This window comes from Streptomyces sp. NBC_00258 (genome assembly GCF_036182465.1).
Lineage (GTDB): Bacteria > Actinomycetota > Actinomycetes > Streptomycetales > Streptomycetaceae > Streptomyces.
Genome location: NZ_CP108081.1, coordinates 10,776,520 through 10,803,342, shown reverse-complemented (window position 1 = coordinate 10,803,342; position 26,823 = coordinate 10,776,520). Strand labels below are relative to the sequence as shown.

Here is a 26,823-nt window from a genome sequence, read left to right as displayed (position 1 = left end):
CATGACGTTCTCCCTCGGCATCGTCGGCGCCGGCCAGTTCTCCGGCCAGTTCGCGAAGCTGTTTCTTGCCCACCCGGGCGTCGGCGAGGTCCACGTCACGGACCTCCTGCCCGAGCGAGCGGAGCAAATGGCCGCCGCCGAAGGCCTGACGGGAACCTTCCCCTCGTACGAGGCGATGCTGGAGTCTGACGCGATCGACGCCGTCGCGATCTTCACCCAGCGCTGGACCCACGGCCCGCTGGTGCTCCAGGGCCTGAACGCCGGCAAGCACGTCTACTCGGCGGTGCCCATGGCGATCACCCGCGAGGAGATCGCGGCGATCATCGACGCGGTACGGGCCACCGGCCTGACGTACATGATGGGTGAGACCAGCCAGTACAACCCGGCGACCGTGCACGCCCGCAACCAGATCGCCGACGGCGCGTTCGGGCGGCTCTTCTACGCCGAGGGCGACTATGTGCACGACATGGACCTCGGGTTCTACGAGGCCTACCAGTACAGCGGCGGCGAGAACTGGAAGGCGACCGCCAGCTATCCCCCGCTGCTCTACCCCACCCACTCGGTGGGCGGAGTCCTCGGCGCCTGGCAGACGCATGCCGTGAGTGTGTCCGCGATCGGGGTCAGGGACGATCGCGGGGACGGGGTCTTCGACGAGGACGTCAGCCAGTTCGGCAACGACTTCTCGAACGCGACCGCGCTGTTCGAGGTCGCGGGCGGCGGCTCGTTCCGTACGAACGAGTTCCGGCGGGTGGGCTATCCCTCGCACATCCGGGAGTCGCGTTTCCGGTTCTTCGGGACGGACGCGAGCATGGAGCAGCTGGCGACGGTGGCCTTCTGGCAGGACAAGAAGGGGGTGAAGGACATCAGCGAGCTCCTTGAGCCCAAGCCCACCATGTCTCCGGACGACCCGTCCCTCCAGCACATCGCGCCGGATCTGCGGGCCGCCTTCACCTCCGGTTCGGCGCCGGTGCACGACCGGGCGCGGCTGCCCCGGGAGTTCGACAACCTGCACAACGGGCACGAGGGGAGCCACCACTTCCTGGTGGACGACTTCGTCACCGCGGTGAACACGCGCACACTGCCGTCGGTGAACGCGTGGGTGGCCGCCCGCTACACCCTGCCGGGTATCGTCGCGCACGACTCGGCGCGGCAGGGTGGGGCGAGGCTGGAGATCCCGGACTTCGGGGACGCGCCCGAGGCGTGACGTTTGTGCTCGGTCCGGTCGTTCTCAGGAGCGGCCGGACCGGCCCGGTCAGGTGCCCGGCTTGCGGCCGTACACGTAGACGTCGTCGTTCTTCTTCAGGAGCGACCAGTACTTCTTGGCGTCCGTCTTCGTCATGTTGACGCAGCCGTGCGAGCCGGGCGGGTTCCACATGCTCACGCCGACCGAGTGGAAGGCCTGGCCGCCGTCGAAGAACTGGCTGTAGGGCATGGGCACGTCGTAGATGGTCGAGACGTGGTCGATGTTCCGCCAGTAGATCTTCTTCAGACCGGTGCGGGTCTCGTAGCCGTTGCGGCCCGTGCGGACCGGCACCGGACCGTACACGAGGGTGTTGCCGTCCTGGATCCAGCTGAGCTGGAGCGTGAGGTTCACACAGGCGATACGGCCCTTGTTGACCGGGCACTTGCCGTCCTTGTTGGGCTTCTTCCCGACGGCCTTCTGCTTGGTCATCAGGTCCATCACGCCCCAGGTGACGGAGCCGGCGTAGCCGATGTTCGGGGTGATGCCGTGCTTGGTCTGGAAGGCCTTGATCGCCTTGCAGTCGGCGGCCGACTGCCTGCCGTCCACCGGCCGGCCGAGGAACTTCTCGACCTTCTTCTGGTACGGGCCGGTCTGTGTGGTGCAGCTCGCCGCCTGGGCCGGAGCCGCGCCCAGCGCGACGGCCAGCGGCGCCACCAGTCCGGTGACCCCCAGTACGACGGCTGCCCGTCTGCGTATGTCCCCCATGATCAGGCCCTTCTCTTTCGATCCGGTGAATCTCTGCCAGCTAGACCCTCGCCGGGGGACGTCGGTTGTAGGGCCGGCCAGGCTGAGACGAAACGATGACATTCCACGCCGTGGAGTACTTGAGAGTGAGTAGCCGGGAGGTCGGTACGGACGACGACGGGAGGCGGCGCCGTTACGTCGGGCCGCTGCTGGGCGTTGGCGTCGGCCTTGTGCGACCTTCGCGCCGAAGGGTGGCGCCGGGACGATTCGTGACGGTCGCAGTCGGGCGTCTTCCCGTACGGGCGTCGCACCCGGCTCTCTGTGGCGGGTACCACACCCGGTCCGTGGCACCCCGTCGGGCTGACGCCCACAGGGGCTGTCGCCAGCCCTTTCCGGTCGCCGACTCCCATGGCGCCATGTGCGGGGCCGACGCCGCAGGGACCCAACTGCCGTATCAATCGGTCAAGTTCAGCCATTGACGGGTGTGGCGGCGGCATGATGTGCGCCATGGACCAAGCCAACACGGTCATCTGGGCGACCGCCCTGGGCATAGGGGGAACCCTGGCCGCCGGGCTGACCGGACCGCTTCTCCATGCCAGGTCCTCACGTCGGCAGGCACAGGAGCAGGAGACCTTCCAGGTCCGGCACCGTCTGCGTGACGAGCGACGCGCCGCCTTCGCCACCGTGCTCGACGAGTGCGAGGCGTTCCGGCAGGGCATCAACGCCGTCATCGAAGCTCGCGTGGCGCTCGAATGGCGGAGTGAGGACGAGCATCGGGGGTTGTGGGAGCCGACCATGGCCGCCCTGGGCGAGCTGAGCCGGGCGGCCACGAACGTCGCCATCACCGGCCCCGCGCCGATGGGCGAGCTGGCCGACACCGTCCATGCGGCGGCCCTCCGGCAGGCGGACGTCTGGCGCATGCGGCTGGATCTCGACGACCGCCTCGTGCAGAACGGTCAGGCGGACAGTGACCTCATCGACGCCCGCAGACAGTTCATCGCCGCGGCGGAGAAGATCCTGGCGCCGCCCGACCGGGGCGCCCGGCAGCGGGGCGTACCGCGACGTTCGCGGTGACAAGAGGCGGACGAGGGGAATTCCGCCACGTCGGCGGGGTCCGACCGGGATCATCGAGCGCGGCGGCGACGCCCTCCCGGATAGGGCCAGTTTCCCCCGACTGGACCGGGATTTCCGTGCGGCCGCCCGCCTACGCTGCCGCTCATGGACCGCGTACTCGCCGACGACCTCTCCCGGCTCCCCGAACTCCTCCAGTCCGCCCGTGACTTCGCCGCCCGTGAGGTGTCGGGGCTCGACGCACGGCCCGTGGCTCATCTGGGCAAAGCTCCGGACGCCGAACCGCTGCCGGCCGGGGGCGGGGGCGCGGAGGGTGCGCTCGCGCGGTTCGCCGAACGGTGGGCGCCGGGGTTCTCCGCCTCCGCGGGCCCTCGCTTTCTCGGCTTCGTGACCGGGGGTGCGACCCCGGCCGCGCTCACCGGGGACTGGCTGACCAGCGCGTACGACCAGAACGCCACCGGCACGGGCGACTCGTCGGCGACCGCTCTGGAGCACGAGACGGTGGGCTGGCTGCGGGAGTTCTTCGGGCTGAGCGAGGCGCACAGCGGCGCTTTCGTGACAGGTGCGACCGTCTCGAACACCGTCGGGCTGGCCCTCGCGCGGGAGTGGCTGGGCGAGCGTCTGGGGGTTCCCGTGTCCGAGGCGGGTGTTGCCGCGCTCGGACCGGTCGACGTGCTGTCCGGCAGCCCGCACTCCAGCATCCCCAAGGCCCTGTCCGTCCTGGGCATCGGCCGCGACCGGCTGCGTACGGTGCCGGTGCTGCCCGGTGGCCGGGAAGCCGTCGACGTGGCGCGGCTGGCCGAGGCGCTCGACGACCTGGACGGGCGCCCGGCCGTCGTCGTGGCCAATGCCGGGACCGTGAACACGGTCGACTTCGACGATCTGCGGGCGATCGCCGAGCTCAAGGAGCGGTACGACTTCTGGCTGCACGTGGACGCCGCCTTCGGCGGTTTCGCCGCGCTGTCCCCCGAACACGCCCATCTGACCGACGGCCTCGACGCCGCCGACTCGGTCTGCGTCGACCTGCACAAATGGCTCAACGTCCCCTACGACGCGGCCGTGCAGTTCACCCGCCACCGCGACCTCCAGGTGCGGGTCTTCCACAACGCGTCGCCGTATCTCGGACTGCCCACCGGCGAGCCCGACTTCGTCCACCTCACACCCGAGAACTCACGTCGGCTGCGCGCGCTCCCGGCCTGGTTCTCACTCGCCGCGTACGGTCGCGAAGGACACCGGGAGATCGTCGAGCGGAACGTCGCGCTCGCCCGGCGCCTCGGCGACCGGATCACGGACGCACCGGGCCTGCGGCTGCTCGCGCCGGTCCGCCTGAACGTCGTCTGCTTCACGCTCGACGGGGACCCCACCCGGGAACGGGTGCACGCGCTCGGCCGGGCCGTCGCCGAATCCGGCGAGGCGTTCATGACGCCGACCTTCTACGAGGGGACGCACGCGTTGCGGGCCGCGTTCAGCAACTGGCGTACGACAGAGGCCGACACAGACCGGGTGGCGGATGCCGTGGAGCGTGCGGTCAGCGCTTTGTAACGGCCGCTGTCCTGAGGGGCTGTTCGTGGGGCAGTTCGCGGCGTCCACGGACCGGCGAGAGGAACACCGGCAGGAAGGCCGTTGCGAGCAGCCCGGCTCCGACCCACAACGTCGCGCGTACACCGGCCAGTTCACCGATCAGCCCCGCCATCGCCGCGCCGATGGCGAGGGCGCCGGTGAGGACGAACCTGAACGTCGCGTTCATGCGCCCGAGGAGCGCGTCCGCGGTCATCCGCTGGCGCAGACTCACTCCGAGCACGTTGTCCACGCCCGTCTTGAACAGGACGAGTACTCCCCCGGCGCCCGCGAGCCACAGCCACGGCCCGCGGTCGATGAGCGGGACGAGCAGTCCGGCGGGCGCGAGGCACAGGCCCATGACGCCGAGGGTGCGGCCGTATCCGAGGCGCCCGGCGAGGGGGCGGGCACAGCGGGCGCCGAGCAGGAGGCCGATGCCTCCCGCCGCCCAGTACAGGCCCAAAGCGCTTGCGGGCAGGCCGAGTTCACGCACGAACAGCACGGGGAGCATGGTGTTGATGATCTGCGAGCCCAGGTTGGTGAGGGCGGCGGTGAGCGCGAGGGCACGGAGCTCCGCGTTGCCGAGGACATGGCGGACCCCCTCGCCGATCTGTGTGCGCAGTCCGACCGTCCGGCCCGGTGGGGGCGGCGCCTGATCGGGGCGGACCCGGGTGAGCTGGAGTGCGGAGGCGAGATGGCTCGCGGCCGTGCAGAGAACGGCCACCGGTGCCGTGAGGAACTGGACGAGCGCGCCGCCCGCGCTCCGGCCGGCCACGTTGCTCACCGCCATGAGGCTCATCATGGCGGCGTTGGCCTGCACGAGGGCGTCGCGGCCGACGAGTCCGGGCAGGGTGCTCTGCGAGCCGACGTCGAAGAAGACGGTGGCGCAGCCGTTCAGCAGCACCACCGCGTACAACTGGCCGAGCGTGAGCGCGTCCAGCCACCAGGCCAGCGGGACGGAGGCGAACAGCGCGGCCCGAGCCAGGTCGGCAACGATCAGCACCCTGCGATGGCGCATCCGGTCCACCCAGGCTCCGGCGGGCAGGCCGATGACCAGGAACGCGAGCGTGCTCAACGTGGCCAGGGCGCCGACCTGGCCGGGGCTCGCGTCGAGTTCGGCCACGGCGATCAGCGGGACCGCGACATAGCTGACGTTCGTACCGAGCTGGCTGAGCGCGGTGGCACTGAAGAGCGTCCTGAAGTCGGCCGTCCGCCATGGGGAGTTGGGCTGCATGATCCACAACCGTGCCCGACACCATCACCTCAGCACAAGTGAAGAGTTCTACACCTAACGTTAAGCAGAGCTACGGTGATGAGGTCCGGTCCGCTTCCAGGCGGGCCGAGGCCTGAACCGCTCTTCCCCCTTGCGTCCCGCTGTGCTTGTCTGGGGGCCGTTTTCGGTGGCCAGGGCGGGAGTTGCCGTATGCGCAAGCCGTGGATGGTCGGGGTGCTGGCCGGGTTACTGCTGCTCGGCGCGTGCGGGGACCCCTCGTCCGGACCCGAGTCCGCGGCATCCGTCCCCTCGGCGCCCAAGGCATCCTCGACCACGCATCAGCGGCCGGCCGCCACCCCCGAAGCCGAGTCCGACGCCGAGACCGCCGGCGAGGCCAAGACCGGCACCGGGGCCAGTGCGCCCTCACACCGCGCCCGCCCCACCGTCCTCTACCTCGGCGACTCCCTCGCCATGGAGAACCAGAAGGTCCTCGGCGGCCTGATGCGCGACGAGTTGAAGGCGCGCTACACCAGCGCCCCCTACTCGGGCACCACCCTCTGCGACTACCTGGAGGGCACGGGCGAGGACTCCCTCGTCCCGCCGAAGGACAAGGCCGCCGCGCTGGTGCGTACGCTGCGGCCGGACTTCGTGGTGCTGCAGTTCTGGGGCAACGCGTGGGACTACACGCCGTGCATGGACGGCATCGCCTACGACAAGGCACGGGACAAGTACTTCGCGCGCTACACCGCCGACGCGCGGCGGCTGACCGACCAGATCGCGGGCGCGGCGGGCGGGGACCGGCCGAAGGTCGTCTGGGTGCTCCAGGGCCCGGACCCCATGACGCCCGACCGCGTCCGCCGCGTCAACACGATCTACGAACGGCAGGCCGCCGCCTCCGGGGACCTGCTCGCGGACGCCGGCAAGGCGGTGAGCCCGGCCTCGGCCCGCTACACCTGGACCCAGTACCTGCCGTGCACCGCGTACGAACGCGAGCACACGCCGTACTGCACCCAGCCGGGCAGCAGCCGGACCGCCCTGCACCGCGACGACGACTACCTGCACTTCTGCATGGCACCGACCACCTCGACACCCAAGCCCTGCCCGGTCCGCTCCCCCGGCATCCTGCGCATCACCCGGGCGATCACCGGTGCCGTGGCCGCACAGCTGAACTGACCTGCGGCCGCACCTCCCGACGCGAACCGGAGTCAGGAACTCACGAAGCGCTACTGGCCGCCCGTCCGGAGCTCGGACTCGACCAGCCGGTACAGATGCCGACGGGCGTCCTCCGTGCTCAGTTCGGGCGACTGGCGCAGCCGCTGGAGGGCCAGTCCGTCGGAGAGGGCGGCGAAGCGGACGGTGAAGCCGGCCGGGTCCGCGCAGACGAACTCCCCGTCGGCGACGCCCCGTTCGACCAGGGCGCGGATCTGGCTGTGCCAGTCCTCGTACCGCTTGGCCTGGCCGCTCGCGAAGGCCTGCTCGGGGTCCTGGTCCCGGTCACCCGCGCTCCAGTAGTCGAACCACATGCGCCAGTGCCGGTCGGTGTCCTCCGTGAACAGCGCGTCGATCAGCAGCCGCAGCGCCTCACCGCTGCCGGCGGCCTGCTCGGCGGCCTCGTTCAGCGCCGCGTAGTAGCGCTCGATGTGCATCACCATCGCTTCGGAGAGGATCTCCTGCACGCTGCCGAAGTGGTAGGTGACCGTACCCACCGACACCCCGGCCGCGGCGGCGACGTCCCGCACCCCCACGGACGCGTACCCGCGCTCCGCGATGAGCGGTACGGCCGCCTCCACGATGAGCCGGCGGCGGACCTCGGTGGGCTGGCGGGTGCGGTCGGCGGCGGCGACGGCACGGCGGGGCGTCTTCGCGGCCTTCACGCCGACGTCCTCGGGATGGTGCGGTGCCATGCGCGCTTGACCACTGTCTCTCCGTCCGCCCGTGTCTCCATGCGACTGTCCATGATGAACTCCGTGGCCGTGGCCCGCAGCTCCGTACGCGTCATGATCTCAGCGTCCCAGTCGTCGCCGCGCCTCAGCCGGATCGTCCACTCGGAGACGGCCCGCGCCGACAGCGGATCGTCGGCCCGTATCCGGTACGTCTCGCGTGCGCTCTCCTCGTAGCGCAGCCCGTCCGGATAGATCCGCGATCCGCCGTAGTTGGGATCGACCTCCAGTGTCCACTCGCCCTTCGCCACGTCGTACGTCACCAGCCGCTCCGGTGTCGCCTCGGTGGGCCGCTCATGGGTGACGGGCAGCGGCGGGGCCTGCTCGGGTTCCTCGAAACGAATGGGCGCCCGGCCCTCGTCGTCATCCGACGCGGGATCGCGTACGGGCAGGAGCAGCGCGCTGTCGGCGGGAAGCACTGTCAGCCGGCCGCGCTCGCCGTGCGGCCACACCCAGGGCCAGTACGTGTCCGAGACGGCGACCCTGATGCGGTGGCCGGGCGGGAAGGCGTACCCGATGCCGTTGAGCTCGAACTCCACGGTCTCGTACGTGCCCGGGGTCCACTCCACGGCACGGTCGCGCCCATGCCTGCTCAGCAGGTTGAGAACGCCACGGGTGACGAGTGTGGACGAGCCGTCGGGCGCGACGTCGCACACGCGGGCGATGACGTGGGCGCGCGGTGTCGCGCTGTCCAGACGGAGCCGGACGCGCGGGCGCCCCAGGATCTCCACCCTCCCGTCCAGCGGCACGGAGTCGAAGCAGACCGAACGGCCGTCCTCCTCCCGCTGGTCGGGCGGCAGATCGCTCGCGTTGCCGAACGGGAAGAAGCGGCCTGCATCGAGACCGGTGTGCTGCGGCGAGCGTACGAGGACGGGGGCGGCGGTGTCCCCGAGCGACCGCTCGTCCCAACTGACGGACGGCGAGGGCCAGTTCACGTCACCCACCCATCGTCCGGGCATCTCGTCGTACGAAGTGGCGGGCGGGACCGGGTCGTTCAGCCAGGCGCGGAGTTTGGGCTCGCGCATGACGCCGGTGTCCTCGCCCTTCAGGTGCTGGTCCCACCAGCGCAGAGTCTCCTGGAGGAACCCGATCGCCGGACCGGGCGGCAGGCCGCGGTCCGGATACTGATGCGACCAGGGCCCGACAATCCCCCGTACGCGGTCGTCCGGCAGGTGTTCCACGAGCCGCAGCACGGTGTCGCGGTAGGGGTCGTTCCAGCCGCCGACGGCCAGGACCGCCGCGTCGATCGCCGTGTAGTCCTCGCAGACGCTGCCGTGCCGCCAGTAGTCGTCGCGTTGCTGGTGTGCCAGCCAGGTGTGCAGGAAGGGGTCGAGCGCTTCGAGGCGCTCGCGCCACATCGGCAGCCAGCGGTCCTTCCCGACGCTCGTCGGGTCCGGCGGGCGGGCCGCGAACGCCAGCATCGTGCCCGCCCAGGCGAGCATGTCGATGCCGAGGACGGCGCCGCCCGTGTAGTGCACGTCGTTGTCGTACCGGTCGTCCGTCGAACAGACCGTGACGATCGCCTTCAGCGGTTCGGGGGCGAGGGCGGCGATCTGGAGGGAGTTGAAACCGCCCCACGAGATGCCGAACATGCCGACCTTGCCGGTGCACCAGGGCTGCTCGGCAAGCCAGTTGACGACGTCCACGCCGTCCGCGAGTTCCTGTGCGTCGTACTCGTCGCCGGGGGTTCCCTCACTGTCCCCGTGGCCTCGGATGTCCACGCGTACGGACGCGTAGCCGTGGCCGGCGTACCAGGGGTGGCGTTGGGCGTCGCGGGGGGCGGTCCAGTCGGTCTTGCGGTACGGGAGGTATTCGAGGAGGGCGGGCACGGGTTCTGCCTCGGCGTCGGTCGGGCGCCAGATTCGGGCGTGCAGGTGCGTGCGCCCGTCCCGGGTGGGGATCCAGACGTCCTCACGCGTGACCTGCCGGTCGAAGTGCTCGCGGTATTTCACGGGTCTCCTTGTGCGTATCGCTTGCGGCGAGCGGCGGGTTGAGGAGGGTTCTCGCCCCCGCCGCCCCTACCCGTTCCCGTCCCTTCTGGGGGCTGCGCCCCCGAGTAGTGACGGGGACGGGTAAGGGCGGCGGAGGCGAAATCCCCTAGCCCACCCCCTCCCACCGCCGAACCCGATGCCCGTCCCCCCGGTCGATCCACAGATCGTCCGGCTCCGCGGCGTCAGCCCAGTCCTCGACACCGTCGACAACAGACCCCGCCCCCGGCGAAGGCTCGAGCACGGCGGCCATCAACTGCCGGGTGTACGGATGCCCGGGCGCGGAGAACACGGCCTCCGTGGGCCCCTCCTCCACCACAACCCCGTGCCGCAGCACAACCACCCGGTCGGCAAGCCCTCGCACGACCGCCAGGTCATGGCTGATGAACAGGCAGGCCAACTCCCGCTCCCGCCGCAGATCGTCGAGCAGCCGCAGCACATCGGCCTGGACGGACACGTCCAACGCCGTGGTGATCTCGTCCGCGATCAGCACATCCGGCTCACCGGCGAGCGCCCGCGCGATCCCGATCCGCTGCCGCTGGCCACCGGAGAGCTGCGCGGGCAACCGCTCGGCGAGAGCGGGATCGAGACGCACGTCGGAGATGAGCTGCCGAGCCCGCACGGCGGCCTCCGCCCGCGAACCCGCCGTGCCGAAGAACCGCAACGGCCGCCGCACCGCGTCACCCACCGAGCGACGCGGATTCAACGACGTGTCGGCGTTCTGGAACACGAGCTGAACCCGCCGCCGGAGCGACAACGGCCGTTTCCCGGCGGGCCGGGCGAGGTCGCCCGACCCGTGGTCCCCCGTCTTCTCACCGCCCGACTCATGGGTCATCGTGCCGCCGGACGGGGTCCGCAGCCCCGCGAGGGTCCAGGCGAGCGTGGACTTGCCGCTGCCCGACTCCCCCACGAGGGCGAGGACTTCACCGCGCCGGACGTCGAAGGAGACACCGTCCACGGCACGCGCGGACCCGTAGTCGATCGTGACGTCCCGTGCGCAGACGGCGACGGGCGCGTCGCCGGACACGACGGCCCTCGGCCGTACCTCCCGCTCCCCCGCCGCCCCCACCAGCGCGAGCCCCTCGTCGTCGAGCCGAGGCACACTCGCCAACAGCCGTCTGGTGTACGGGTCCTGGGGCGCGGTGAACAACACAGCGGTGGGCGCGGCCTCCACGACTCGCCCGGACCGCAACACGGTCACCTCGTCGGCCATGTGGGCCACGACGCCGAGGTCGTGGCTCACCAGCACGGCGGCGAGGCCGAGTTCGTCGCGGAGCGCTCCGATCAGGTCGAGGACACCGCGCTGGGTGATGACGTCGAGCCCGGTCGTCGGTTCGTCGAGGACGAGGACCTTCGGGCGGGCGGCGATGGCCATGGCGATGGCGACGCGCTGCTGCTGGCCGCCGGAGAGCTCGTGCGGGTAGCGGCGGGCGAGTTCGGCGGGGCGGGGCAGCCGGACCTGTTCGAGGAGATCCACGACGGGAACGTCGCCCCCCACCTCCGCGATCTGCCGTCCGATCCGCATGGAGGGGGTGAGCGCTTGGCCCGCGTTCTGCGCGACCATGGCCACGGTCCCGCCCCGCAGGCGCCTCAACTCCCTTGCGGGCAGGGCGAACACGTCGGCCCCGTCGACCCACACCGAACCGCCCGTGACCCGCGACCCGTGCCGGAGGTGCCCCAGCAGTGTCGCCGCGACGGTCGACTTGCCACTGCCCGACTCGCCGACCAGGGCGTGGGTCTGCCCGGGCAGCACGTCGAGGGAGACTTCACGCACGACGGGCACATCGCGTCCGCCCGAGCGATAGGCCACCGACAACTCGGTGACGGAGACGATCGCGGTCATCAGGACCCCTCCCTTGTCCGGTCGACGCCCCACGCCTTGGACAGGCCGTCGGCCGCGAGGTTGAGCCCCACCACGAATGTGGCGAGGGCGATGATCGGTGCGAGGCTCGCCATCGGCACGACGGTGATGGCGGTGCGGTTCTCGGCGACCATCAGACCCCAGTCCGGGGTGGGCGGATCGGCGCCGAAGCCGAGGAAGGACAGCGAGGAGATCAGCAGTACGACCCAGGAGGCCCGCATGGCAAACTCGACGCAGACGACGTCGGTGATGTTCGGCAGGACCTCGCGTCGGAGGATCGCCCACGTGGACTCGCCCCTGGCCCGCGCCGCGGTGACGTAGTCGTTGGGCACGACCGCCAGCGCGGCGCCGCGCACGACGCGTACGACCTGTGGGACGTACACGACGGCGATCGCGAGGACGATGACCGCGGGGCCCGTGCCCAGCGCGGTGACGATGACCAGCAGCGCCAGGACCGGCGGCACGGAGAGGACGGCGTCGAGGACCCGGCCCAGCACGTCGTCGAACCAGCCGCCGCGCAGGGCCGCGGCGCATCCCACGACCGTGCCGATCAGCAGCGTCACGAGCGTCGCGGCGACGGAGACGCCGATGGCGTACCGGCCGCCGTACAGGACGCGTGCCAGTACGTCACGGCCGTACTGGTCGGTCCCTGCCCAGTGTTCCCCGCTCGGTCCGAGCAGCGCCTGGTCGGCGTTGTTGGCGATGGGGTCGTACGAGGTGAGGACCGGTGCGAGGAGTGCGACCAGGACGTGGACGGCGACGATCGCGAGGCCGATGGTGGCCGCCCGCGAGGAACGCAGCGTTCGCCAGGCCCGGGCCACGGCGGAGGGTGGTGCCACGGGAACGGCGGGTGCCGGCGCCGGGGTGTCGAGGGTGGTCATCGGGTCCTCCCGCGCGTACGGAGCTTGGGGTTGAGGGCCATGGCGCCGAGGTCGGCGGCGAGGTTGCAGACGACGTACACGACCGCGCTGATCAGTGCGATGGCCTGGATGACGGGCAGGTCCCGGTTCTGCACCGAGGCGAGCATCAGCTTGCCGATGCCCGGATAGTTGAAGACGTTCTCGACGACCGCGACCCCACCGGCCAGCCAGGCGACGTTCAGCGCGATGACGTGCAGCGTCGGAAGCAGGGCGCTGGGCAGCGCGTGCTGGGTGACGACCCGCCAGGTCGACAGGCCCTTGAGCCGGGCCGTGGTGACGTACTCGCTCGCCATGACGTCGATGACGGAGGTGCGGGCCATCCGGACGATGTACGCGGCCATGACGACGGCGAGCGCGAGGGCTGGAAGCCATACGGCGGGCATGAGTTGGCCGACGCTCGCCTCGGGGCCGTACAGGACGACCGCGGGGAACCACGGCAGGGCGACCGAGAAGCAGAGCACCAGGACGGTGGCGACGACGAACTCGGGGACGCTCATCCCGATCAGGCTGACCGTGGAGATCAGATGGTCCGGCCAGCGGTCGCGGTACAGGCCGGCGAGGATGCCGAGGACGATCGAGCCGGTGACGGCGAAGAGGACGGTCACCAGGGCGATGAGCGCGGAGTTGCCGAGGTACAGGCCGACTTCGCCGCCGACCGCCTTGCCGGACACGAGGGAGAGGCCGAAGTCGCCGTGCAGGGCCCCGCCGATCCAGTCGATGTACCGCTCCCAGGCGGGCTGGTCGAGTTTCAGTTTCTCGCGGAGGGCGGAGACGGCGTCCGGGGTCGCGTCCTTGCCGAGGACCTGGGTGGCGACGTCTCCGGGCAGGGCCTGTACGGCGAGGAAGACGAGGACGGAGGAGAGGAACAGCGTGCCGATGGCGGCGCCCGCTCTGCGGGCTACGAAGGAGAACATGCTCAGGCCCCCTTCAGACCGATGCCGAGGTAGTCGAACTCGAAGCCGTGCTCGGCGTATCCGCGTACCTTGCGCGAGATGCCGACGAGTCGGTCGGCGAACATCGGGGTCATCGCCCCGCCCTTCTCGACGACGAAGGTCTGCGCCTCGCCGTACAGTTCGCGCCGCCGCTCGTCGTCGGTCTCCTGCCGGGCCCGGTCGAGCAACGCGTCGAACTTCTTGTCGGACCAGGCGGTCTCGTTGTACGAGGAGCCGCTGCGGAAGACCTGGGTGAAGAGCTGGTCGACGGGCCTGCCGGTGTACCAGTAGGTGGCCATGAGCGGCTTCTTCATCCAGATCTGCGTGTAGTACGAGTCCGCCGAGGCCGTCTTCACCCGGATCCGGATCCCGGCCCGCCGGGCCGAGTCCTGGTAGGCGAGTGCCATGGGCGTGAAGACCGGGTCGTACGAGGACGTGTAGAGGTCGACGGTGAGGCCCTCGTGACCTGCCTTCTTCAGCAGGTGCCGGGCCTGTTCCGGGTCGTGCTCCGGGTGCGCGGTGATGTGGGCGGGGTCGCTCGGCGGCACGGGGTTGTCCCAGCCGGCCGTGCCCGCGCCCTGCAGCGCGACCTTCACGACGTGCTCGGGGTCGTATGCGAGCTTCATCGCCTGGCGGACGCGTACGTCGGTGAAGGGCTTCTCGGTCGTCAGCATCGGCAGCACGTACCACTGGGCGTTCTCGACGCGGGCGATCGTGGCGCGGTCGGAGGCGGCGACGACGCGGGCGGTCGCGAAGTCGAGGTTGGTCTGCGAGAGGAGGTCGACCTGCCCGGCCAGCAGGGCGTTGGAGCGGGCGGACATGTCGGCGACGGAGTAGAAGTCGATGGCGTCCAGGACCGGGCGGCCGCCCCAGTGCTCCTCGTACGCGGTGATCCGTCCGGGGCCCGCGGGCGTGAACGACTCCAGTTTGAAGGGGCCGGTGCCGATGCCCGTGCGGCCGATGCCGCGGGCGCTGCCGTCGGGGATGACATAGCAGTTGTAGTGGGTGAGGAGGCTCGGGAACTCCGCGTTGGGGGTCTTGAGCGGCACGACGAGCGTGCGGGCGTCGGGAGTGCGCAGCTTCCCGGGGTCGATGAGCGGAGCGAGGACGGCCGCCTGCGGGGACGCGGTCTCCTTGGCGAGGATGTGGCGCAGGGTGTACGCGGCGTCGGCGGAGGTGAGTTTCCGTCCGTCGTGGAAGGTGACGCCCGTGCGGATGCGGAAGGTCCAGGTGCGCGCCTTGGCGTCCGGTTCCCAGGACTCGGCGAGGTCGGGGACCAGGCCGCCGTTGGCGCCGACGCGGACGAGGCGGTTGTAGAGGGCGCCCAGGTACTCGTACGCGGACAGGGCGCTCGCCGGGTCGAGGGTCTCGGCGTCGGAGGCGGGCGGCCGGGCGATACGGAGGGTGCCGCCGCGGTCGGGGGTACCCCCCTTCGCGTCCGTGGGCAGCGCGGGAGCGGCCGAGGCGCCCGTGCAGCCGGTGAGCAGCCAGGACGCACCGAGCGACGCGGCGCCCGCCGTGGCCGCGGCGAGGACGGAGCGCCGTCCTGGGTGGTGGATGTCGGGCATGGACCGACCGTCCTTCTCGCTATTCGTTCAGCGGAACGATTGAGTGAAGTGCGTGAACGATAACCAGCCGACAGCTCCGCGCCAACCCTCGGAACGCGGAAATTAACCGGGGAAACCGAGCCGTTACGCGGCCTGGGGAAGCCCGGCCGCGCCGGGTGTAGGTGATGAGGGCAAGGGAAGAAAGCGCTTGCCACATCCGCCACTCCCTGGGGAGGGAAGGCCACCATGGCCTCGTGGGAGAAACCGCTCGACCACCGCTATCGCGGCGAGCACCCCGTCCGCACCCTCGTCTACCTGTTCCGCGCCGACCGCTGGCGGATCACCGCCGCGTTCGCCGTGTTCACGGTCAAGCACAGCCCGATCTGGCTGCTGCCCCTGGTCACGGCGTCCATCATCGACACGGTCGTCCAGCACGGACCGGTCGGCCGGCTGTGGCTGAGCGCCGGATTCATCCTCTTCATCCTGCTGATCAACATGCCCCTGCACCTGCTGTACGTACGGCTCCTGTACGGCAGCGTGCGCCGCATGGGCACGGCCCTCAGATCATCCCTGTGCACACGCATGCAGCAGCTCTCCATCGGCTACCACTCACGCGTCAGCGCGGGCGTCCTCCAGGTCAAGGTCGTGCGGGACGTGGAGACGGTCGAGCAGATGGCGCAGCAGACCGCCGAGACCGGGCTCGGTGCGGTCACCGTGCTCACGGGCGGGCTCGTCATCATCGCGATCCGCACTCCCGAGTTCGTACCCGTGTTCCTGCTCGTGGTCCCCGTGGCGGCGCTGCTCGTCGCGCGGCTGCGGACCCGGCTGCGCACGCACAACGAGGACTTCCGCCACGAGGTCGAGCATCTGTCCTCACGGGTGACCGAGATGACCCGGCTGATCCCCGTCACCCGCGCCCACGGTCTGGAGGGCAAGGCCCTGCGGCGCATGGACGGCACGCTGAGGAAGGTGCTCAACTCCGGGCTGCGCCTGGACCTGCTCAACGGACGCTTCGCCTCGCTGGCCTGGGTGTTCCTGAACGTGATCGGGGTGCTCTTCCTGACCGCGGCGGCGCTGGTCTCGTACTACGGCGTCTGGGGCGTCTCCCCCGGTGACGTCGTCATGCTCAGCGCGTTCCTCACCACGCTGACCAACTCCACGACCACCCTGGCGGGCCTGGCTCCGGTCATCACCAAGGGCCTGGAGTCCGTGCGGTCCGTCGGCGAGGTGCTCCAGGCACCCGAGCTGGAGGACAACGAGGGCAAGGCGCGGCTCGACTCGCTGCGCGGTGCCGTGGAGTTCGAGGGCGTGGGCTTCGCGTACGAGGACGCCGGCCGCCCCGCCGTACGGGACTTCGACCTGTCCGTCGCGCCGGGCGAGACCATCGCGCTCGTCGGCGCCTCGGGCGCCGGGAAGTCCACGGTGCTCAGTCTCGTCATCGGGTTCATCCGGCCGACCTCGGGCCGGATGCTGCTGGACGGGGCCGACATGAACACGCTGGACCTGCGGACGTACCGGCGTTTCGTGTCGGTCGTGCCGCAGGAGTCGATCCTGTTCGACGGGACCGTGCGGGAGAACGTGGCGTACGGCATGGACGACGCGGACGCCGACGAGGCGACCGTGCGTGCGGCACTGCGGGACGCCAACGCGCTGGAGTTCGTCGACCGGCTGCCGCGCGGGCTCGACACCGTGGTGGGCGAGCACGGGGCGCGGCTCTCGGGCGGACAGCGGCAGCGGCTGGCCATCGCGCGGGCACTCATCCGCAATCCGCGGGTGCTCATCCTGGACGAGGCGACGTCCGCGCTGGACACGCGGTCGGAGGCGCTCGTGCAGCAGGCACTGGCCCGGCTCATGCGCGGGCGCACCACCTTCGTGGTGGCGCACCGGCTGTCGACGATCCGGGGTGCGGACCGGATCGTGGTGATGGGGGACGGTGCCGTACGGGAAATCGGGTCGCACGAGGAGTTGCTGGAGCGCGGGGGTGTGTACACCGCACTGCACAGCGGCCAGCTCGCCTGAGCCGGTGGGTCACGAGGAGGTGGCCGGCCGCCGTGCCGGTCGCCTCACTCGCCCGCGTAGGCCTTCTCCAGTTCGGCGACGTCGATCTTGCCCATCTTGAGCATCGCCTGCATGGCTCGATCCGCCTTCTGCTGGTCCGGGTCGCTGATCATCTCGACCAGCCGGGCAGGGGTGACCTGCCAGGAGACGCCGAACCTGTCCTTCAGCCAGCCGCAGGGACCCTCCTCGCCGCCGCCCTCTGTCAGCGTCTTCCAGTAATGGTCCACCTCGGCCTGGTCGTCACAGCGGATCTCGAAGGAGATGGCCTCGTTGAACTTGAACTGCGGGCCGCCGTTGAGGGCGTAGAACTTCTGGCCGTTGGCCTCGAACTCGACGGTCAGTACGGTCCCGGGCTCGCCGTGCCCTACCTCGCTGTAGCGGAGGATCGTGCCGATGCGGGAGTTCTTGAAGACCGAGACGTAGAAGTTCGCGGCCTCCTCGGCCTGGCCGTCGAACCAAAGGCACGTGGTGAATCCGTCGGTGGTCATGGGTACCTCCTGAGGCGGGAACGCTGTCACCTGTGTAGACGGATCCTCGTGCGAAAACTCATCGGTGGCCCGGAAAGCCGGTCCGGGTGGGTGACTCCGGGGGCCGGCGCCCGGCCGTCGCGGGCGGCCTCCACACGGGCGGCCCTGGCACGGAAAGGCCGGCACGGCCATGCCGCGGGAGTCGGCGCGGCCGTCGCGACGAGGACAGGCGGTCGGCCCGCTCGGCGAACCCGGCGGCCTCCCCGCCCGACCGCCCGACCGGCCGGTGACCACGGCTTTTATTCACGCGCCCGGATGCCGGTGCCGAACTAGCATGGCCCGCCATGACCTCCCCGCACGACGACACGATCCGGCCTTTCGTCCTCGACATCCCCCAGTCCGACCTCGACGATCTGCACGCGCGCCTCGACCTCACCCGCTGGCCGGACGAATTGCCGGGCGTGGGCTGGGAGTACGGGGTGCCGCGCGACTATCTGAAGGAGCTCGTGCGGTACTGGCGGCACACGTACGACTGGCGGGCGGCCGAGGCACGGCTCAACGAGTGGCCCCAGTTCACGACGACGATCGACGGGACGAACGTCCACTTCGCGCACATCCGCTCACCCGAACCGGACGCGACGCCACTGATCATCACCCACGGCTGGCCGGGCTCGCTCGTCGAGTTCCTCGACGTGGTCGGGCCGCTGACCGATCCGCGCGCCCACGGCGGTGACCCGGCCGACGCCTTCCATGTGGTGGTGCCGAGCATTCCGGGGTTCGGTCTGTCGGGGCCCACGCGGGACACGGGCTGGGAGCTCAGGCGGGTCGGCGCCGCGTTCGCCGAGCTGATGGACCGGCTCGGCTACCGGCACTTCGGCGCGCAGGGCGGCGACTGGGGAGCGGGGATCTCCCGCGAGCTCGGCCGTGCCTTCCCCGACCGGGTGACCGGCGTCCATCTGAACCTCCTGCCGGGCGCCCACGCGAGCGCCGAGCCGACTCCCGAGGAGCTGTCCGCGCTGAGCCCGCGGGAGCGTCAGAACACACTCGCCTCGTGGCGGCGCAACGAGGAGTGGACCCGCGAGCGACTGGGGTACGCCGCCGTCCAGATGACCCGGCCGCAGACACTCTCCTACGCGCTCACCGACTCGCCGGTCGGCCAACTCGCCTGGATCGTCGAGAAGTTCAAGGAGTGGACGGACTCGAACGACAGTCCCGAGGACGCCGTGGACCGGGACCAGCTGCTCACGAACGTGATGCTGTACTGGCTGACCGGGACGGCCGGTTCGTCCGCGCGGATCTACTACGAGCGGGCTCACGCGGACGGTTGGGGCGAACCCGTGCAGCCGTCGACGGCACCCACCGCGCTCGCCGTCTTCCCCCAGGACAACTTCATCCCGCTGCGGCACGTCGCGGACCGCACGGAGAACATCGTGCGGTGGACGGAGTTCGACCGGGGCGGGCACTTCGCGGCGATGGAGGAGCCGGATCTGCTCGTCGGGGACGTCCGGGCGTTCTTCCGTGAGCTGCGGAAGGACCGAAGTGACGGAGGCGAGCGGAGCGTTCGGGTCGGCGGCGCCGCATGACCCGTTCACTGCGTGGCATCTTCGACGAGGATGCCGAACTGTACGACCGGGCGCGACCCTCCTATCCACCCGCCCTGGTCCGGGCGTTGGCCGCACACGTGGGCCTCGACGCGGACAGCCGGGTCCTCGAATTCGGCCCCGGAACCGGCCAGATGACCGTGCCCCTCGCCGGGTTGGGCTGTCACGTCACCGCCGTGGAGCTGGGTCCGTCGATGGCCGCGGTGGCGCGGCGCAACCTGCGGGCCTTCCCTCGGGCGCACGTCGAGGTGGCTGATTTCGAGCAATGGCCGCTGCCCCGGGAGCCGTTCGACCTGATGGTGGCCGCGACGTCGTTCCACTGGCTCGACCCCGCGACGCGACTCACCAAGGTGGCGGACGCGCTTGGCCCGGACGGGACGCTGGCCCTCGTCACCACGCACCACACGGCGGGCGGCAGCCGTGACTTCTTCGTCGAGGTACAGGACTGCTACGAACGCTGGGATCCGGCCACGCCGCCCGGCCTGCGGCAGTCGACCGACGCCGAAACAGCCACGGACACAAGGGAGTTCGAGGTGCTCGGCCGGGTCACGTCGCTCCGGTACCCACAGGAGATCACGTACACCACCCAGGCCTACACCGACCTCCTGCTGACGTACTCGAACCACCGCGCGCTGGAACCGGCCGCCCGCAAGGGCCTGTTGGACGGCATCCGTGAGCTGATCGACACCCGCCACGGAGGCAGCGTCACGAAGCGATACCTGCACGAGCTGATCCTGGTGCGGCGGCGGGGGGACCACTGACCGACGCGTCGTCCGGGTCGTCCGGGTCGGAGAGTCCGCGCTACGCGCGAGCATCCGCCTGTGGAAAATCCCGTACAACCCTTGGGCACCATCCGGTGTCAAACAGTGCGCCGGATAAGGAACGGGCCCTTTCCGGACACCCCCGCGCTGCCCGGCCGTCCTTTTCGTCAGGAGCCGAATTCATGCGCAAGAACCGTTCCGCCGCTCTGGCCGCGGCGTCATTTCTTCTCGTGGCTGGTCTGGGGATCGCCGCCGCCCCGTCCGCGTACGCCGGAACACCGGGCGGGACGCACGCCGACGACCGCAACAGCGACTTCAACGGCGACGGGTACGAGGACGTGCTGGTGGGTGCGCCCGGGGCGACCGTCAGCGGCAAGAAGGGTGCCGGTCTCGTGACCGTGCAGTACGGCTCGTCGAGGGGCATCGGGACGAGCGACGTCGCGCGGTTCAGCCAGTCCACGGCCGGTGTCGCGGGCGCCGCCGAGGCGGGGGACGCGTTCGGCAAGGCGGTCGCGACCGGTGACCTGGACGGTGACGGGTACGACGACGCGATCGTCGGCATCCCCGGCGAGGACATCGGGACCCTCGCCGACGCGGGTGGCGCGGCGATTCTGTGGGGCTCGAAGGCGGGGCTCGCCGGGGCCGCAAGCGACTGGCTGGAGACCGAGGAGCCCACAGCGGGCGAGCGGTTCGGCGTCGGGCTCGCCGCGGCGCACTTCACGGACGAGACGCCGGGCGACCTGCTCGTCGTGCTCGACCACTACGACCTGGAGCTGTTCAGCTACGGCACCGCCGCACCCAGCTCACGGAAGGAACTCCAAGAGCGGTCGTCGACCCCGCTCTCCGCACGGGCCCAGCAGCGCCACATCCTGCCCAAGTCGCTGACCACGGGCGACTACGACGACAACGGATACGCCGACCTGGTCGTCTCGGGCGTGACGGTCGGCGACGAGTCCGGCCACGGCTGGTCCACGTACCTGTCCGGAAACGCCGACGGGCTCAAGTACGAGCGGGATGTACGCGGTGGCACGGAAGCCGCCTCCGGGGACATCAACAACGACGGCTACGACGACCTGGTGACCGGCGAGCCGAACTCCCCCGACGACGGCGGCGAGACGCTCACCGGCGGTCTGGTCGGCGTGCGCTACGGCGGCGAGAACGGGCCCGCGGACGAGGTCCAGTGGTGGACGCAGGACTCCCCCGGCGTCCCCGGTACCGCCGAGCGCGGGGACGGCTGGGGCACGGACCTCTCCGTCGCGGACACGGACGGCGACGGGTTTGCGGACGTGGCGATCGGCGCGGCCGGTGAGGACATCGGCACGGTCGCCGACGCGGGCGCGGTGTGGGTGCTGCGCGGCGCGGCCGCCGGACTGACCGCTACGGGCGCGAAGTCCTGGGACCAGGACTCCGCGGACGTGTCCGGCGTCCCCGAGAAGGGCGACAAGTGGGGCGGCCAGGTCCGTCTCACCGACCCCAACAAGGACGGCCGCTTCGGACTGCTGGCCTCGGCGCCCGGCGAGAACGCCGGTGACGGGTTCGTCTGGGTGATGTCGGCCGGCGCGGGCGGCATCACGGCCGCGGGTTCGTGGACGTACGGCGCCGACACCCTCGGCGCGCCGCACCTGGGCGCGGCCTTCGGCGCGGCGATCGACGAGTAGTCCGCCGGAGCGGACCGGCTCTCAGAGCCCCGGGGAGGTCACGGCCGACTCCGGGGCACTGTTGCCGGAGGCGGACTCCGTCGTGATGTCGGCCGATGCCGAGTCGGGCGCCGAGTCGGAGGTCTCCGCCGACGGGGGCTCGGACGAGGGCGACTCGGTCTCCGGGGACGGCGAAGAGGGTGTTGCCGAGGACGTCTCCGGGCAGGGGCTCGCCGAACCGTTGGGCGGCGCGGTCTCACCGGGAGGCACGGACACGCACGGTGAGGCGGAACTCGGCGACAGCGAACTCTCGGACGGAGAGGGCCGGTCCGTCGGCGGGTCCGTCTTCTGGTCCTTGTCCCCGGTGTCGCCCTTGTGCCGCTTGAACCAGTCGCCGCTGTCGGGGTCGTAGATCACGAAGACGTTGATGACCTGGGTCGCGGGCGCGACGACCACGACGTTCGACGCCCGGTACGACGGCCACGAGTCACCGGTCCGCTTGGGCGTGGACTTCAGCGCGACCGGCGGCAGCAGCGGGTTGCCGCACGCGCACCGCACCCGCGGCACACCGCGGTCGTCGACGAGGACGGCGGTGCCGGCCTGCAGGACCGCCTGGTAGCTGGTGGCCTTGCCGTCGCGGTAGCCGTGGTTGGTGACGCGGGTGTCCATCCGCAGCTGTACGGGGGTGAGCGAGCGCAGATACGCGGGCACGCCGGAGGGCTGGAGGCCCAGGACCGAGGCGAACGCCTGGTTCTTGGCCGGGGCCTGCTTGAGCGCGGAGATCTGCTTCTCGACGTCGCAGCTGGCCACCTTGCGCGTACCGCCGTAGAGGCCGGGCGCCGAACCCTCCACGCCCCGCGTCACGTTGCCGGACTCGGCGGTCTCCGTCGGCGAGGGCGTCACGGGCGGGGCGGAGCTCTCCTCCGCGGTCGACTCGGTGAACGGGTCGGGACCCGACTTGCCCGCGGCCTGGAGGAAGACCTCGCCGCCGCCCGCACCCGAGGTGCCGCCGTCCGAACGGGTGAATACGACGACCAGCGTGACGGCGACGACGATCGTGGCGGCGATGACGGCGACGCGTGGGGCCGACCGCCACCAGGCCCGGTCGGGGCCCTTTCCGTGGCCCTGACCCGGCTCGTCAGGACCGGACGGACCTCCGGGACCGCCTGGACCGCCGCTGGACGGGCCCGACGGGCCTGAGGGACCGGAAGGACCGCCCCCCGATCCGCCGCCCGAAGGACCCGACGGCCCCGAGGGGCCGTGGTCACCCGGAGGTGGCGTGGGACTCGGCTGGGTCGGCCCCGACAAGGGGCCGGAGGGCGGTCCTGTGGGGCGGCCGGACGACGGCGGTTCGACGCTCACGAGCTCTTCTTCCCGGCGTAGGGATCCCGCGGCACTTCTTATGTTTCATGCCGCTTTCTTCCACAACGAGCCCATTGTGTGCTCCGGTCCCGTACCGCTCGCAAGCCGACGCGGTCGGCCCCTCTCGGCGGGCGCGCCGCCGAAGGCCTGCTTAGCGTGGGCAGGGTGAGCCTCCAGACAGCCCCTGACCAGGCAGTGGCCCGCCACGGCTGGATCCACGCCCTGGTGACGGTCCTGGCCGGGCTGATCGCCATGATCGTGGTCGCGGCGCTCGGCCTGTGGGCGGCCGGGGCCGCCGACCTGCCGGACGGCGCGTTTCCCCGGGTCGTCGCGGCCACCGTGGTGGTGGCGGTCGGCGGCTCGATCGAGCTGACGGGGGACGCCGGAGCGATCGCCGAGACCAAGGCGGGGCTGGCGGTCACTCCCCTGTCGGTCACCCTCACCGGAGTCCTGGTCGTCGCCGCCGGATTCCTCCGGCCACTGCGGCACCGGGCTGTCGCCGGTGCCCCCGAACTGGCCGGCTGGGCCGGCCGGATCGCCGTCCTGTGGCTTCTCGCCCTGGCCGCCCTGGCGTTGTCGGCCCGCCAGACCTTCGCGATCTCGCTCGGCGAGGGCACACTCTCCGACATCGGTGACGTCTTCGGGGCGTCCTCGCCCCGGGTCGGCTTCAAGGCGGACGTGCCGGTGACGCTGGCCTTCGGCCTGCTGTGGCTGGCGGGCGTCCTCGTCATCGCGCTGCTCGTCTCGCCCAGGGCCCCGCTCCCTCCCCGGCTGCTGCGCTTCCAGGAGTCGGTACGGCCGGCCGCGTACGCCATGGTCGTGCTGCTGCTCGCCTTCGTGGCCCTGGGCGTGATCATCGCGCTGGTGGTGGCGGTGACACGCGGTCGTGCTCCGGAGACGCTCGCCGTGGTCCTCCTCGGGCTGCCGAACCTCGTCTGGCTGGCTTTCACGATCGGTCTCGGCGCGTCCTGGGAGGGACGCGTCGAGGGGCCCTTCGGGCTGCCCATGCCGCGCGTGCTGGACAGCGTGCTGCGGACGCCCGACCTCTCGACCCTCAACCTGCGCACGCTCGCCGAACAGGACGGCAGGGTGTGGTGGCTCGTGGTCGTCGACGCCGTCCTGCTGCTGGCCGTCGCGTTCCTGATGGCCAAACGCTCACCGGCCCGGACGAGGGCCTGGCAGCATGCCGTGCACATGGCGGTGGCGCTCGCCCTGACGGTGCTCACGGTCTGCCTCATCGGCCGTATCGACGCGCACTACGGCTTGTCGCTGCTCGGTATCGGCGACGTCGGCGGCGGCCTGTCCGGCGAACTCTTCCTACGGCCACAGCTGTGGGGAGCGATCGGCTTCGCCCTGCTCTGGGGGCTGGTCACGGGCTTCGTGGGCGCACTGCTCGCCTCGCGCGTGCGCCACCACGGCAAGGTGGAGAACCCGAAGGCCTGATGTCAGTGGGGCGTACTACGGTACGCACCCATGATCGAACCAGACTTCCTGCGCACCACCCGAACGGGCTACGACTCCATGGCCGCCCTCTATGCCGAGGCCTTCGCCAACGGTCTGGAGGAGCATCCACTGGACCGGGCCATGCTCATGGCGTTCGCCGAGCTCGTGCGGGCGGACGGCGGCGGTCCGGTCGCCGACCTCGGCTGCGGACCAGGCCATGTGACCGCCTTACTCCATTCGTTCGGCCTGGACGCGTCCGGCGTCGACCTGTCGCCGGAGATGATCGCGATCGCCCGGGCGGCCCATCCGGAGCTGCGTTTCGAGGTGGGTTCGATGACCGCCCTGGACCTGGCGGACGGCAGCCTCGGAGGTGCCCTCGCCCGCTACTCGATCATCCACACCCCACCGGAGCAGCTGCCGAGGGTATTCGCCGAGTTCCACCGAGTCCTCGCACCCGGCGGCCGCCTGCTGCTCGCCTTCCAGGCCCACGACGACCCCTCGGAGCTCGCCGAGTCCTTCGACCACAAGGTGGCACTCGCCTACCACTGGTCCCCCGACCGCGTCGCCGCCCTGCTGAGCGAGACGGGCTTCACCGAGACGGCCCGGCTACGACAAGTAGCCCCGCCGGATGCCACACGCGACTTCCCGCAGGCTCACTTGCTGCTCAGCAAGGTCTGACATCGGTGCCCCGTCAGGGGCGCGGGGAACTGCGCGACCGGCTCGCTGCAACCCGCACGAACCCACCGGTCCAAGCAGACCCTCACCCCGCCGAACCTGGAAACACGGGCCGGGCCCACCCCGGCGGCTCGGGCGGCGGCCCCGGACGCCGAGGCCCGTCCACGACATGCATATCCACCTGCGTGGGCGCATGACCGGCGGCCACCACGCCCGTAGCCGCCGCACGCAACGCGGTGACAAAGGAAAGACACGACTCGTACCGGTCGTCGGGACTCTTGGCCAGGGCCTTCGCCATGACCTCGTCGACCGGCGCGGCGAGGTCGGGCCGCTGCGAGGTCAGCGTCGGCGGCTGGTCGTACTGGTGGGCCCACAACAGCGCCATGTCGTCGTCCCGTTGGAAGGGCGGACGGCCCGTCACGGTCTCGTGGACCACGCAGGCGAGGCTGTAGACGTCACAGCGGCCGTCGACAGGACGTCCGGAGATCTGCTCGGGCGCCACATAGTCGAGCGTGCCGACGAACTGGCCGACGGTCGTGAACCCGGTCAGCGACAGCGACTTCTTCGTGAGGCCGAAGTCGGTGAGGTAGACGTGCTCGGGATGGTCGCTGTCCGTGCCCGCCGCGACCAGGATGTTGCCCGGTTTCACGTCCCGGTGGACCAGGCCGTGGTCGTGGGCGGCGTCGAGAGCGGACGCCACCTGGATGGCGATGCGGGTGGCGTCCGCGATCGCCAACGGGCCCTCGCGGTCCAGGAGATGACGCAGGTCGCGACCGGCGACGTACCGCATGGCGATGTAGAGGACGCCGTCGGTCTCGCCCGCCTCGAAGACCGGCACGATGTGCGGGTGGTCGATCGCGGCGGCCACCCGCGACTCGTGCGTGAAGCGTTTGCGGAAGGTGTCGTTGCGGGCCAGTTCCGGGGCGAGCAGTTTCAGGGCGACCGTGCGGTCCAGGCGCAGGTCCTTGGCGCGGTAGACGACGGCCATGCCGCCGCGGCCGACCTCGCGCTCGATCCGGTAGCCGGCGATCTGCTTGCCGATCAGGTCCGAGGGCCGCCCCGAGTGCAGGCTCGTGTCGTGCGGCATCAGCCGTCACCGTCGCCCGTGACGAACCGGGTGGGGGCGTGGCCGCGGTCTTCCCCGGGCTCGGGCGGTTCCGGACCTGTGTCGCCCACGACCCGTGTTGGTTCCGGCCCCGTGTTCCCCACGACCTTCGTCGGTTCCGGCCCGATGCCCGGCACGACCTGAGTGGGCTCGGGGTCACCCGGCACGACCTGAGTGGGCTCGGGATCTCCCGAAGCGGGCGGCTCGGGGCGGGCCGCGGCAGGCGGTTCGGGGCCTGCCTCGTCATGGGGCCCCGGTCCGTCCTCGACCGGCTTCGGTGTCGCGTACGTGCTCAGCCGGTTGCCGTCGCAGTACACCCACCGCTCGTGCTCGGCCTCGTACAGCCACACGGCCTCCCCGTCGACGACGATCCCGACCCGCATGCCCTGCGTACGGCCGTGGAACTCCTCCCCGTCGAGGCGTCCGGCCGCCAGTTCCTCGACCGTCTGCCGGTAGCGGCCGACCGTCTCCTCGACGCGGGCGAGCAGGGGGCGCGGGTCGGCGGTGCGGGCGAGGGGCTGTCCGGCGGCGGGCGGCTCCTGCGGCACGGCGAGCAGCAGGCGGCCGTCGACCCACGCCGACCAGCCGTTGGCGCACAGGACGTGCCCCCAGTCACCGCGCCGCTCGACGAGCCGGACCGGCAGGAGGGCGTCGAACGGCACGGTGGGCCGGGTCGGGTCCGGGGCCTCCCACGCCGGCAGGCCGTCCTGCGGGACCACGTGGGTGGGGCGGAAGTCCTCGGTCGTCGTCATCGCGCC

The 26,823-nt window shown here is 71.1% G+C and carries 22 protein-coding genes; 10 read left to right on the top strand and 12 right to left on the bottom strand.

The window, feature by feature from the left end; translation table 11 throughout:
• Window position 1 precedes the first annotated feature (1 nt).
• Entirely contained in the window at window positions 2–1,204 is a 1,203-nt protein-coding gene (locus OG718_RS47975) for a Gfo/Idh/MocA family protein (protein WP_328847156.1), read from the top strand.
• A 48-nt stretch (window positions 1,205–1,252) separates the two neighbouring features.
• Here the strand turns inward: OG718_RS47975 and OG718_RS47970 are convergent, their stop codons facing one another.
• Window positions 1,253–1,948 carry a L,D-transpeptidase family protein gene (locus OG718_RS47970; protein WP_306941798.1) on the bottom strand — a complete coding sequence of 232 codons (696 nt, stop codon included), beginning with the start codon at window positions 1,946–1,948 and terminating at the stop codon, window positions 1,253–1,255.
• A gap of 486 nt (window positions 1,949–2,434) precedes the next feature.
• Between OG718_RS47970 and OG718_RS47965 the strand changes: the two genes are divergently transcribed.
• Both OG718_RS47965 and OG718_RS47960 read left to right on the top strand, forming a co-directional pair.
• A complete protein-coding gene (locus OG718_RS47965) occupies window positions 2,435–3,001 on the top strand; it encodes a hypothetical protein (protein WP_143633973.1) in 567 nt (188 codons plus the stop codon).
• Between the two features lie 144 nt (window positions 3,002–3,145).
• Window positions 3,146–4,540: a pyridoxal phosphate-dependent decarboxylase family protein gene (locus OG718_RS47960; RefSeq protein ID WP_328847155.1), complete on the top strand. Its 1,395-nt coding sequence runs from the start codon at window positions 3,146–3,148 to the stop codon at window positions 4,538–4,540.
• On the opposite strand, the gene OG718_RS47955 is transcribed toward OG718_RS47960, so the two are convergent.
• Window positions 4,527–5,789 carry an MFS transporter gene (locus OG718_RS47955; RefSeq protein WP_143633969.1) on the bottom strand — a complete coding sequence of 421 codons (1,263 nt, stop codon included), beginning with the start codon at window positions 5,787–5,789 and terminating at the stop codon, window positions 4,527–4,529. The two genes, OG718_RS47960 and OG718_RS47955, sit on opposite strands and share 14 nt — an antisense overlap.
• 189 nt (window positions 5,790–5,978) lie before the next feature.
• Here OG718_RS47955 and OG718_RS47950 point away from each other — a divergent pair, with 189 nt between their 5' ends.
• On the top strand, window positions 5,979–6,941 hold the full coding sequence (locus OG718_RS47950; RefSeq protein ID WP_143633967.1) for an SGNH/GDSL hydrolase family protein: 963 nt from the start codon (window positions 5,979–5,981) through the stop codon (window positions 6,939–6,941).
• 50 nt (window positions 6,942–6,991) lie between these two features.
• Here the strand turns inward: OG718_RS47950 and OG718_RS47945 are convergent, their stop codons facing one another.
• From OG718_RS47945 to OG718_RS47920, 6 genes are all read right to left on the bottom strand, one after another.
• A complete protein-coding gene (locus OG718_RS47945; protein ID WP_143633965.1) occupies window positions 6,992–7,672 on the bottom strand; it encodes a TetR/AcrR family transcriptional regulator in 681 nt (226 codons plus the stop codon).
• Window positions 7,639–9,660 (bottom strand): CocE/NonD family hydrolase, encoded by a 2,022-nt coding sequence (locus OG718_RS47940; RefSeq protein ID WP_328847154.1) that lies wholly within the window; start codon window positions 9,658–9,660, stop codon window positions 7,639–7,641. The genes OG718_RS47945 and OG718_RS47940 overlap by 34 nt, the downstream gene beginning before the upstream one ends.
• A 145-nt stretch (window positions 9,661–9,805) precedes the next feature.
• Window positions 9,806–11,539, bottom strand: a complete 1,734-nt coding sequence (locus OG718_RS47935) for an ABC transporter ATP-binding protein (RefSeq protein WP_328847153.1) — start codon at window positions 11,537–11,539, stop codon at window positions 9,806–9,808.
• Window positions 11,539–12,438 (bottom strand): ABC transporter permease, encoded by a 900-nt coding sequence (locus tag OG718_RS47930; protein ID WP_143633959.1) that lies wholly within the window; start codon window positions 12,436–12,438, stop codon window positions 11,539–11,541. The genes OG718_RS47935 and OG718_RS47930 overlap by 1 nt, the downstream gene beginning before the upstream one ends.
• Window positions 12,435–13,391: an ABC transporter permease gene (locus OG718_RS47925; protein WP_328847152.1), complete on the bottom strand. Its 957-nt coding sequence runs from the start codon at window positions 13,389–13,391 to the stop codon at window positions 12,435–12,437. The genes OG718_RS47930 and OG718_RS47925 overlap by 4 nt, the downstream gene beginning before the upstream one ends.
• Before the next feature lie 2 nt (window positions 13,392–13,393).
• Window positions 13,394–14,977: an ABC transporter substrate-binding protein gene (locus OG718_RS47920; RefSeq protein ID WP_143633955.1), complete on the bottom strand. Its 1,584-nt coding sequence runs from the start codon at window positions 14,975–14,977 to the stop codon at window positions 13,394–13,396.
• Between the two features lie 225 nt (window positions 14,978–15,202).
• On the opposite strand from OG718_RS47920, the gene OG718_RS47915 reads away from it, so the two are divergent.
• Window positions 15,203–16,975, top strand: coding sequence for an ABC transporter ATP-binding protein (locus tag OG718_RS47915; RefSeq protein WP_328847151.1), 1,773 nt, complete (start codon window positions 15,203–15,205; stop codon window positions 16,973–16,975).
• Window positions 16,976–17,019: 44 nt separating this feature from the next.
• On the opposite strand, the gene OG718_RS47910 is transcribed toward OG718_RS47915, so the two are convergent.
• Complete coding sequence (locus OG718_RS47910) at window positions 17,020–17,502, bottom strand: VOC family protein (RefSeq protein ID WP_143633951.1); 483 nt, start codon at window positions 17,500–17,502, stop codon at window positions 17,020–17,022.
• A gap of 323 nt (window positions 17,503–17,825) precedes the next feature.
• Between OG718_RS47910 and OG718_RS47905 the strand changes: the two genes are divergently transcribed.
• From OG718_RS47905 to OG718_RS47895, 3 genes are all read left to right on the top strand, one after another.
• Complete coding sequence (locus OG718_RS47905; RefSeq protein WP_328847150.1) at window positions 17,826–19,064, top strand: epoxide hydrolase family protein; 1,239 nt, start codon at window positions 17,826–17,828, stop codon at window positions 19,062–19,064.
• A complete protein-coding gene (locus tag OG718_RS47900) occupies window positions 19,061–19,843 on the top strand; it encodes a class I SAM-dependent methyltransferase (protein ID WP_328847149.1) in 783 nt (260 codons plus the stop codon). Before OG718_RS47905 ends, OG718_RS47900 begins: the two co-directional genes overlap by 4 nt.
• Window positions 19,844–20,025: 182 nt before the next feature.
• The gene (locus OG718_RS47895; RefSeq protein WP_143633945.1) at window positions 20,026–21,501 is read left to right on the top strand and encodes an FG-GAP-like repeat-containing protein; all 1,476 of its coding nucleotides are present in this window, start codon (window positions 20,026–20,028) and stop codon (window positions 21,499–21,501) included.
• A 21-nt stretch (window positions 21,502–21,522) separates the two neighbouring features.
• Here OG718_RS47895 and OG718_RS47890 read toward each other — a convergent pair whose 3' ends face one another.
• Complete coding sequence (locus tag OG718_RS47890; RefSeq protein ID WP_328847148.1) at window positions 21,523–22,842, bottom strand: DUF6777 domain-containing protein; 1,320 nt, start codon at window positions 22,840–22,842, stop codon at window positions 21,523–21,525.
• A gap of 165 nt (window positions 22,843–23,007) precedes the next feature.
• Here OG718_RS47890 and OG718_RS47885 point away from each other — a divergent pair, with 165 nt between their 5' ends.
• Window positions 23,008–24,285, top strand: coding sequence for a streptophobe family protein (locus tag OG718_RS47885; RefSeq protein ID WP_328847147.1), 1,278 nt, complete (start codon window positions 23,008–23,010; stop codon window positions 24,283–24,285).
• 30 nt (window positions 24,286–24,315) lie between these two features.
• Window positions 24,316–24,963 carry a class I SAM-dependent methyltransferase gene (locus OG718_RS47880; RefSeq protein ID WP_306941768.1) on the top strand — a complete coding sequence of 216 codons (648 nt, stop codon included), beginning with the start codon at window positions 24,316–24,318 and terminating at the stop codon, window positions 24,961–24,963.
• 82 nt (window positions 24,964–25,045) lie between these two features.
• Here OG718_RS47880 and OG718_RS47875 read toward each other — a convergent pair whose 3' ends face one another.
• Window positions 25,046–26,047, bottom strand: a complete 1,002-nt coding sequence (locus OG718_RS47875; protein ID WP_328847146.1) for a serine/threonine-protein kinase — start codon at window positions 26,045–26,047, stop codon at window positions 25,046–25,048.
• Entirely contained in the window at window positions 26,047–26,817 is a 771-nt protein-coding gene (locus OG718_RS47870) for a hypothetical protein (RefSeq protein WP_328847145.1), read from the bottom strand. Before OG718_RS47870 ends, OG718_RS47875 begins: the two co-directional genes overlap by 1 nt.
• Window positions 26,818–26,823 lie beyond the last annotated feature (6 nt).

Excerpts from the sequence above, each read along its gene's own strand:
- OG718_RS47975 (WP_328847156.1), top strand. The coding sequence starts at position 2 with ATGACGTTCTCCCTCGGCATCGTCGGCGCCGGCCAGTTCTCCGGCCAG.
- OG718_RS47970 (WP_306941798.1), bottom strand. The coding sequence starts at position 1,948 with ATGGGGGACATACGCAGACGGGCAGCCGTCGTACTGGGGGTCACCGGA.
- OG718_RS47965 (WP_143633973.1), top strand. The coding sequence starts at position 2,435 with ATGGACCAAGCCAACACGGTCATCTGGGCGACCGCCCTGGGCATAGGG.
- OG718_RS47960 (WP_328847155.1), top strand. The coding sequence starts at position 3,146 with ATGGACCGCGTACTCGCCGACGACCTCTCCCGGCTCCCCGAACTCCTC.
- OG718_RS47955 (WP_143633969.1), bottom strand. The coding sequence starts at position 5,789 with ATGCAGCCCAACTCCCCATGGCGGACGGCCGACTTCAGGACGCTCTTC.
- OG718_RS47950 (WP_143633967.1), top strand. The coding sequence starts at position 5,979 with ATGCGCAAGCCGTGGATGGTCGGGGTGCTGGCCGGGTTACTGCTGCTC.
- OG718_RS47945 (WP_143633965.1), bottom strand. The coding sequence starts at position 7,672 with ATGGCACCGCACCATCCCGAGGACGTCGGCGTGAAGGCCGCGAAGACG.
- OG718_RS47935 (WP_328847153.1), bottom strand. The coding sequence starts at position 11,539 with ATGACCGCGATCGTCTCCGTCACCGAGTTGTCGGTGGCCTATCGCTCG.
- OG718_RS47930 (WP_143633959.1), bottom strand. The coding sequence starts at position 12,438 with ATGACCACCCTCGACACCCCGGCGCCGGCACCCGCCGTTCCCGTGGCA.
- OG718_RS47925 (WP_328847152.1), bottom strand. The coding sequence starts at position 13,391 with ATGTTCTCCTTCGTAGCCCGCAGAGCGGGCGCCGCCATCGGCACGCTG.
- OG718_RS47920 (WP_143633955.1), bottom strand. The coding sequence starts at position 14,977 with ATGCCCGACATCCACCACCCAGGACGGCGCTCCGTCCTCGCCGCGGCC.
- OG718_RS47915 (WP_328847151.1), top strand. The coding sequence starts at position 15,203 with ATGGCCTCGTGGGAGAAACCGCTCGACCACCGCTATCGCGGCGAGCAC.
- OG718_RS47910 (WP_143633951.1), bottom strand. The coding sequence starts at position 17,502 with ATGACCACCGACGGATTCACCACGTGCCTTTGGTTCGACGGCCAGGCC.
- OG718_RS47905 (WP_328847150.1), top strand. The coding sequence starts at position 17,826 with ATGACCTCCCCGCACGACGACACGATCCGGCCTTTCGTCCTCGACATC.
- OG718_RS47900 (WP_328847149.1), top strand. The coding sequence starts at position 19,061 with ATGACCCGTTCACTGCGTGGCATCTTCGACGAGGATGCCGAACTGTAC.
- OG718_RS47895 (WP_143633945.1), top strand. The coding sequence starts at position 20,026 with ATGCGCAAGAACCGTTCCGCCGCTCTGGCCGCGGCGTCATTTCTTCTC.
- OG718_RS47880 (WP_306941768.1), top strand. The coding sequence starts at position 24,316 with ATGATCGAACCAGACTTCCTGCGCACCACCCGAACGGGCTACGACTCC.
- OG718_RS47875 (WP_328847146.1), bottom strand. The coding sequence starts at position 26,047 with ATGCCGCACGACACGAGCCTGCACTCGGGGCGGCCCTCGGACCTGATC.
- OG718_RS47870 (WP_328847145.1), bottom strand. The coding sequence starts at position 26,817 with ATGACGACGACCGAGGACTTCCGCCCCACCCACGTGGTCCCGCAGGAC.